9 protein-coding genes are annotated in these 7,597 nt (G+C 72.8%); 8 read left to right on the top strand and 1 reads right to left on the bottom strand.

Going from position 1 to position 7,597, the window contains the following annotated elements:
* The 8 genes from ACTHMS_RS13575 to ACTHMS_RS13540 form a co-directional block, all read left to right on the top strand.
* Positions 1 to 293: AMP-binding enzyme (locus tag ACTHMS_RS13575; RefSeq protein ID WP_440307204.1), on the top strand; the 293-nt coding region annotated here is incomplete at its 5' end.
* A complete protein-coding gene (locus ACTHMS_RS13570) occupies positions 290 to 1,144 on the top strand; it encodes an enoyl-CoA hydratase (RefSeq protein WP_440307203.1) in 855 nt (284 codons plus the stop codon). The genes ACTHMS_RS13575 and ACTHMS_RS13570, both read left to right, overlap by 4 nt.
* On the top strand, positions 1,134 to 2,255 hold the full coding sequence (locus tag ACTHMS_RS13565; protein WP_440307202.1) for an acyl-CoA dehydrogenase family protein: 1,122 nt from the start codon (positions 1,134 to 1,136) through the stop codon (positions 2,253 to 2,255). Before ACTHMS_RS13570 ends, ACTHMS_RS13565 begins: the two co-directional genes overlap by 11 nt.
* A 58-nt stretch (positions 2,256 to 2,313) precedes the next feature.
* Positions 2,314 to 3,279, top strand: coding sequence for an acyl-CoA dehydrogenase family protein (locus ACTHMS_RS13560; RefSeq protein WP_440307201.1), 966 nt, complete (start codon positions 2,314 to 2,316; stop codon positions 3,277 to 3,279).
* Positions 3,276 to 4,298: an acyl-CoA dehydrogenase family protein gene (locus ACTHMS_RS13555; protein WP_440307200.1), complete on the top strand. Its 1,023-nt coding sequence runs from the start codon at positions 3,276 to 3,278 to the stop codon at positions 4,296 to 4,298. The genes ACTHMS_RS13560 and ACTHMS_RS13555 overlap by 4 nt, the downstream gene beginning before the upstream one ends.
* Positions 4,295 to 4,714 (top strand): nuclear transport factor 2 family protein, encoded by a 420-nt coding sequence (locus ACTHMS_RS13550; RefSeq protein WP_440307199.1) that lies wholly within the window; start codon positions 4,295 to 4,297, stop codon positions 4,712 to 4,714. The genes ACTHMS_RS13555 and ACTHMS_RS13550 overlap by 4 nt, the downstream gene beginning before the upstream one ends.
* A gap of 341 nt (positions 4,715 to 5,055) precedes the next feature.
* Positions 5,056 to 6,483 (top strand): polysaccharide deacetylase family protein, encoded by a 1,428-nt coding sequence (locus tag ACTHMS_RS13545; RefSeq protein WP_440307198.1) that lies wholly within the window; start codon positions 5,056 to 5,058, stop codon positions 6,481 to 6,483.
* A gap of 67 nt (positions 6,484 to 6,550) precedes the next feature.
* Entirely contained in the window at positions 6,551 to 6,919 is a 369-nt protein-coding gene (locus tag ACTHMS_RS13540; RefSeq protein WP_440307197.1) for a GntR family transcriptional regulator, read from the top strand.
* Between the two features lies 1 nt (position 6,920).
* On the opposite strand, the gene ACTHMS_RS13535 is transcribed toward ACTHMS_RS13540, so the two are convergent.
* Entirely contained in the window at positions 6,921 to 7,346 is a 426-nt protein-coding gene (locus ACTHMS_RS13535) for a hypothetical protein (RefSeq protein WP_440307196.1), read from the bottom strand.
* Between the last annotated feature and the right edge of the window lie 251 nt (positions 7,347 to 7,597).

The following is a 7,597-nucleotide window of genomic DNA, read 5'->3' as shown; positions in this document are numbered from 1 at the left end:
TGTACATCAGTGGCGGCTTCAACGTGTACCCGGCCGAGGTCGAGCAGGCGCTCGCGCGCCTCGACAGCGTCGCGGACGTGGCTGTCATCGGCGTTCCCGACGAACGTCTCGGCGAGGTCGGGCTGGCCCTTGTCGTGCGACGGGGCGAACTCGGAGAGGATGACGTGATCGCCTTCTGCCGGGAGCGCCTGGCCAACTACAAGGTCCCGCGCGGCGTGCGCTTCGTGGACGCGCTGCCCCGCAACCTCGCGGGCAAGGTGCTCAAGACAGAGCTGCGTAAGGAGTACACGTGAGCGACGAGCCAAGCGGTGTCGTGACCTACGAGGTGCGGGGCACGACGGCCGTCGTCACGATGAACCGGCCCGAGTACCGCAACGCGCAGAACTCAGCCATGACATACGCACTGGACCGAGCGTTCCAGCAGGCCGTGGACGACGACGCGGTGAAGGTGATCGTCCTCGCCGGCGCCGGCCGGCACTTCTCGGCCGGCCACGACATCGGCACGCCCGGACGTGACGTCGACGTGCACTACGACAACACCGCAGTGCTCTGGTGGGACCACGTCGGCCACGAGGGCGGCGACCTTCGGTACGCGCGCGAGATGGAGGTCTACCTCGGCATGTGCCGGCGGTGGCGCGAGATCCCCAAGCCGGTGATCGCCAGCGTGCAGGGTGCGTGCATCGCCGGCGGGCTGATGCTCGCCTTCGTCTGCGACCTCATCGTGGCGTCGGACGACGCGTTCTTCGCCGATCCGGTGGTGCGCATGGGCATCCCCGGCGTCGAGTACTTCGCACACCCGTGGGTGCTCGGGCCCCGCGCGGCGAAGGAAATCCTCTTCACCGGCGACCGCTTCACCGCGCAGCGCGCCTACGAGTGGGGCATGGTCAACCGCGTCGTGCCGCGCGACTCGCTCGCCGACGAGACGTTCGCGATCGCCGACCGCATCGCCGCGATGCCGCGCTTCGGGCTCGCGCTCACCAAGCGTGCCGTCAACCAGTGCGAGGACGCGATGGGCATGCGCACCGGCATGGACTCGGTGTTCGGCCTGCACCACTTCGCCCACGCGCACAACGCCGAGGTCGGTGCTGACTCGCTGGGCGGCATGGACGCCCGCAGCATGAAGGCGTCCGCCGATGGATCTTGACCTCTCGCCGGACACCGTCACCTTCCGCGCGGAGGTGCGCGAATTCCTCGACGCGCACGTGCCGCGGCCCGCGCTGCCGCCGATGGACACCGCCGAGGGCTTCGAGGCACACCGCGCCTGGGAGCACCAGCTGGCCGAGGCCCGCCTGTCGGCGGTGTCGTGGCCGGCCGAGTTCGGTGGGCGCGACGCGACGCTCGAGCAGTGGGTGGTGTTCGAGGAGGAGTACTTCGCCGCGGGCGCGCCGCTGCGGGTGAGCCAGAACGGGCTGTTCCTGCTCGGCCCGACGCTCTTCGCGCACGGCACGCCCGAGCAGCTCGCCCGCATCCTGCCGCCGATGGCGCGGGCCGACGAGATCTGGGCGCAGGCCTGGTCCGAACCCGAGGCGGGGTCGGACCTCGCCTCGCTGCGGTCACGAGCCGTGCGCGTCGACGGCGGCTGGTTGCTGTCGGGCCAGAAGACATGGTCGACCCGGGCGACCTACGCCGACCGCGCATTCGGCCTGTTCCGTAGCGACCCCGACGCCGAGCGTCACCGCGGGCTGACCTACCTCATGTTCGACCTGCGGGCCCCCGGCGTCACCGTGCGCGGCGTGCCGCAGCTCGACGGCGGCCCCGGGTTCGCCGAGATCTTCCTGGACGAGGTGTTCGTGCCGGACGACGACGTGATCGGCACCCCCGGCGACGGCTGGCGGGTGGCGATGGCGACCGCGTCCAACGAGCGTGGATTGTCGCTGCGCTCGCCCGGCCGCTTCCTCGCCGCGACGCAGCGGCTCACCGAGTCGGCGCGATCGAGCGCGAACACCGCGCTCACCGATCGGGTCGTGGACGCGTGGATCGGCGCCCGCGCCAACGAGCTGCACAACAGGGCCACGGTGACCCGGCTGGCCGACGGCGGCGAGCTCGGCGCGGAGTCGTCGGTCGGGAAGCTCTGGTGGTCGGAGCTCGATGTCGCGCTGCACGAGACGGCGCTCGACCTGCTCGGGCCGGACGCGGAACTCGCCGGCCCGTGGATGGACGGCTACCTGTTCTCGCTCGCCGGCCCGATCTACGCCGGCACGAACGAGATCCAGCGCAACGTGGTGGCCGAGCGACTCCTGGGGCTGCCGAGATGAGAACACCCCACGAGAACGTTCCGCACAAGACGCTCCACGTTCCCGCGGGGGCCCCGAGATGAGGTGCGCTCTCTCACCGGAGCAGCGGGACTACGCCGCTGCCCTGCGCGACCTGCTCGCCGCGGCCGACGTGCCGTCGGTCGCGCGCGCCTGGGGTGACGGCGATGTCGCGCCCGGGCGCGCCCTCTGGTCGAAGCTCGCGGCGATGGGTGCGTTGGGCGTGCTCGCGCCCGAGGCGGCCGGTGGGCTGGACGCGTCCGCCGTCGAGCTCGTCGTGGTGCTGACCGAGATCGGGCGGGCCGCCGCGCCGGGCCCGTTCGTCGAGACGCTGGCGCTGCCGGCGCTGCTGCCCAGCGGTTCGCAGCTGCTGGCCGACGCCGTCGGTGGCGACGCCGTCGTGACGCTCGCGGCGCCGCCGCACGTGCCGTTCGCCTGCGACGGCGCGGTCGCCGACGTGGTGCTGCTCGTCGACGGTGATCGCCTCCTTCGGGCGGCTGATCGACAGCCGCGCGAGTCGGTCGACCGCACGCGCCGGCTCGCCGCCGTGACGCCGGGCGACGACCTCGGCGCGGTCGACGCACGGCGGGCGTTCGAGGTTGCCGCGCTGGGCACGGCCGCGCAGATCCTCGGCGCCGGTCAGGCCGCGCTGGCCCGCGCGGTCGAGTACGCGAAGCAGCGCACCCAGTTCGGCAGGCCGATCGGCTCGCAGCAGGCGGTGAAGCACCAGCTCGCGGACGCCCACGTCGGGCTCGAGTTGGCTCAACCGCTGGTGTGGGCCGCGGCACTGTCGCTCGACACCGACGCACCGACGCTGGCGCGGGACGTCTCGGCGGCGAAGGTCGCCTGCACGGACGCCGCCTACCGGGCCTCGCGAGTGGCGTTGCAGGTGCACGGCGCCATCGGGTACACGGCCGAGTACGACCTGTCGCTGTGGCTGGTGAAGATCCGGGCGTTGGTGAGCGCATGGGGCACGCAGGCCCGCCATCGGGCGCGTGTCCTGGCATCGCTGCGAGGTGAGGCATGAGCGAACTCGACGACCTGGCGGCTGCCGTCCGCGGCCTGCTGACGAAACAATCGGACAGCGCTGCGGTCCGGCGCGCAGCGGCGTCCGACACCGGCTACGACGCCGACCTCTGGCGCCGCCTCGCCGAGATCGGCGCACCTGCGCTGCTCGTGCCGGAGGAGCACGGTGGCGTGGGCGCGGGCCGCCTCGCCATGACCGCCGTCATGACCGAGCTCGGGCGCACGCTGACGCCGAGCCCGCTGCTCGGCTCCGGCGTCCTCGCCACCGAACTGTTGCTCGCGCTCGGCGACGGGCTCGACCTGCTGCCTGCGCTGGCCGAGGGCACGAGTGTCGCGGCGGTCTGCTGGTCGGGCGACGACGGCGCGTGGACGCCGGTGGTCGAGGCGGTCGACGGCCGGCTGACCGGCACGGCGCACTACGTGCTGAACGGCGACACCGCCGATGTGTTGCTCGTCGCCGCGACCGACGGTGCGGTGTACCTGGCCGAGGGTGGTGACGCGGTCGCGACGCCGACCGTGGACGTCACGCGCCGACTCGCGACCGTCACCGTCGACGGCACGCCCGCCCGCCGGCTCGGGCCCGCGGATGCCGGCGCGGCGCTCGCCCGGGCCCGCGCGTCCGCCCTCGTCGCGCTGGCCGCCGAGGCCACGGGAGCGGCCGAGGCCGCCCTCGAGCGCACGGTCGCCTATGTCACGGTGCGCCACCAGTTCGGCCGCGCCATCGGCAGCTTCCAGGCGATCAAGCACCGTCTCGCCGACCTGCACGTCGTCGTCGAGGGGGCGCGGTCGATGTCCCTGGCCGCCGCCGCGGGACAGGTCGACGGCGAGGCTGCCGCACTCGTCTGCAGCGAGGCGCTGCAGACGGTGACTGCCGAGATGATCCAGCTGCACGGCGGCATCGCGATCACGTGGGAACACGACGCGCACCTGTTCTTCAAGCGTGCGCACGGCAGCGCGCACCTGTTCGGGTCGCCGGCCGCCCGGCTCGGCGCAGTCGCGGTGCTGGCCGGTGTCTCGTGACCACGTTCGAACAGCTCGCCGACCGGCTCGCGCTGCAGGACCTCATCACCGCTTACAGCTACGCCATCGACTTCCACCGCTTCGACGACCTCGACGACCTCTTCACGCCCGACGCGACGCTCGACTTCACCGCCACGGGCGGCATCGTCGGGCCGTTGCCGGAGGTGAAGCAGTGGCTGGCGTCCGTGCTGCCGAACTTCTCCGGCCACCAGCACCTCGTCGGCACGACGAAGGTGCAGCTCACCGGCGACGCGGCCACCGCGAGCAGCATCTGTCACAACCCGATGTACATCGGCGAGCAGGTCATCTTCGTCGGGCTCTGGTACCACGACACCTTCGCGCGCACGGCCGGCGGCTGGCGTTTCACCGCCCGCGTCCAGCAGAAGGGGTACCTGCACGGCCTGCCGCAGCGATGAGTCCCGGCGCAGCCGTCGGCGCCGTCTGATCCGATCGGCTCGGCAGCGACCCTACGACGTCCCGCGTGCGACGCCGCCTTCGCCCCTGCCGGCCGTCGCCGGCTCCGGAGACGCTCGTGCTGAGCATCGGGGGCAGCATGACGCACGGTCGTCGGAGCGTGTCGGCGGTACCGGCTTGCATGGCGGTCGTCGCCGTCCTGGTGACGGCGGTCGTCCGGGGCGACCGTTCGGTGGCCGACCCGCCGACCACGGCAGTGCCGCGATCGACGATCGACGCCGCGAGCGGATGCCCCATCCCTGCGTGGGGAGCGCAACGGTCCGCGCCGGGTGCGGGTCGCACGGTGGCGCTGACGTTCGACGACGGTCCGGGCGCCAGCACAGCGGCGATCCTGTCGATCCTGCTGCGGGCCGGGGTGCGGGCGACCTTCTTCAATCTCGGTGACCGTATCGAGGCGGCACCGAGCGTGGTCCGCGCCGAGGCCGCGCAGGGACAGACGCTCGGGAACCACACGTACGACCACGCCGACCTTTCCACCCTGCCTGCGGGCGAACAGTCGGCCGAGATCGACGGCGGGGCCGCCGCCCAGGAACGCCTGCTCGGCGTCGCCCCGTGCGTGTTCCGGCCGCCGTACGGCGACTACGACTCGGCGACGTTGGCGATCGCCCATGCCGCAGGCGAGGCGGTGTGGCTCTGGTCGGTCGACCCCGAGGACTGGAAGGCGTCGGGGTCGTCGTCTCAGTACTGGATCGACCGCATCGTCGACCGAGCCGAGGCAGGCGTGAGCCTGCGCCATCCGGTGATCATCTTCCACAACCAGCCGGCCGGGAACCCGGCGACGGTGGCCGCGCTGCCGACCGTGATCGCGTTCTACCGCAGTCGCGGGTACGCCTTCGTCGACCTGCTCGGCCGACGCGGACTGGCACCGTTCGCGCCGAGCGGCGCACCTGGCCCCGCCGCCGCAGCGACCGCGTCGGGACTGCACCTGTTCCTGCGCGGCCCGCGAGGGCCATTGGAGGAGTGCTCGCGGCACCGCGGACGGTGGTCGGCACTACGTGGGCTCGGCGGCGAGCTCGGTCGCGCGCCCGCGGCAGCACAGCTCGACGCCCGAACGGTGCTGGTGGCGGCCGTCGATCGCGAGCGGCACGTGGAGGTCAGATCCGTCGGCGACACCAGCGCAGGAGGCTGGCTGGCGCTGGGCGGCATCGCTGCGAGCCGGCCGGCCATCGGTGTCGATCGGTCCACCGGCACCGTGGTGCTCGCCGTCCGTGGGCCGGCGGGACACATCCGGTACCGGCAACGGGTGCGCGGAACCTGGGGCATGTGGCAGGACCTCGGCGCCGGCTTCGCGACCGCGCCCGCCCTCGCCGCGTCCGCCTCCGGCGGCGTCACCCTGGCAGCGGTCGACACGCGGGGCAGGCTCTTGGTGCGGCATCGCGCCACCACCTGGGGACCATGGCGTCAGGTGACCGCGCCCGTGGTGACCGCCGACCCTGCGCTCGCGGTGACGGGCGACGGGGCCCACCTCGTGCTCGCCCTCCGGGACGCGAGCGGAGCCATCGTCCTGTCGACGGGCAGTTCGGCGGCGACCGGCTGGGGTCCGTGGCAGCGCCTCGGCGGCGTGGCCGGCTCGGGTCCGACGGTGGCAGCCACTGGTCCGGTGCTGAACGTGGTGACTGCCGGCACCGACGGCCGGCTGAGCATCGACCTCGCGAGCGGTTCGCCGGAGCCGAGCGGATGGACCGGCTGGCGACTCGTCCCGGTCGGCTGACCTCGACGACGGTAGTCGTGCTGTCGCACTACGATCCGCGCGTGAAGACGCTCCCCCGCGGCCGGTCATGATCGAGATCGACCACGCGTCCGCGGTTCCACCCTACGAGCAGGTGCGCTCGCAGCTCGCCACGCAGATCCGCTCGGGCCGGCTCCCGGTCGGGACGCGCCTGCCGACGGTGCGGCAGCTCGCCGTCGACCTCGGGCTCGCCGTCAACACCATCGCGCGGGCGTATCGCGAACTCGAGACGGCCGACCTGGTCGAGACCCGCGGACGCGCCGGGACGTTCGTGTGCGCGGCCGACGCGGCACACGAGCGGGCCTTCGCCGCCGCCCGGGCCTACGCCGACGTCGTTGCCGCGAGCGGGCTGTCGATCGACGAGGCGATCGCGATGCTGCGATCGGCGCTCGCTCCGGGCAGTGCGACCGCCCGCTGATTCATCGTTCGACGCGGACGGACACTCGGCGCAGCTGGCCCCGCGCCGTGCTCACCGTGAGCTCGCTGGTGCCTGACCGCACCGCCGAGAACCGGATCGCGACGTCACGGCCGTCCGTCGCGCGGACGACGTCGCGCTGCCGCACGACCGCTGCAGCGGGTAAGGAGACCTCCGCACCATGTCGGCAGTCACCGCTCACCTGGACCCAGACGCCGGCGTTCTCGTCCGGGCCGGGAGCGGGGAGTCGGACCGTCGTGGTCGGTCGGCTGCTCGCATCGACGTACCACGGTCTGATCTCGCCGCTGCCCTCGGCGATGACCGTTCCGCAGAGGGGACGGCGGTACGCGCCGCTGTCGCTGCTCGCGCACGCCGCCGCCGCTGTCGCCATGAGCGCGATGACGAGCGGCCACACGATGCGCACGGGCACTGGTCTCCCCAACTCTGCACAGGGCCGATGGCGGACGGCGCAATCATGCTCGCCCGACGCGGCTCTCCGGCCGGTCTGCGCACGATCGGAGATCGAATCGTGTCCTCGACTTCGCTCACCGGTTGTCGGTGCGGAGGTCGGTGAAGGGGTCGAACCAGCGGTTGCGGTGGTTGAACCGTGGTTGCTGGTCGGGGTCGATCCAGGGTGGTGGGATCCAGCCGGGTCTGCCGTCGATCATGACGGGGGTCCAG

Source organism: Jatrophihabitans sp., from assembly GCF_051960575.1.
Classification (GTDB): Bacteria; Actinomycetota; Actinomycetes; order Mycobacteriales; family Jatrophihabitantaceae; genus JBQCEE01.
Note: the sequence above shows the minus strand (reverse complement) of the source record. Positions and strands in the feature narration are given on the sequence as shown.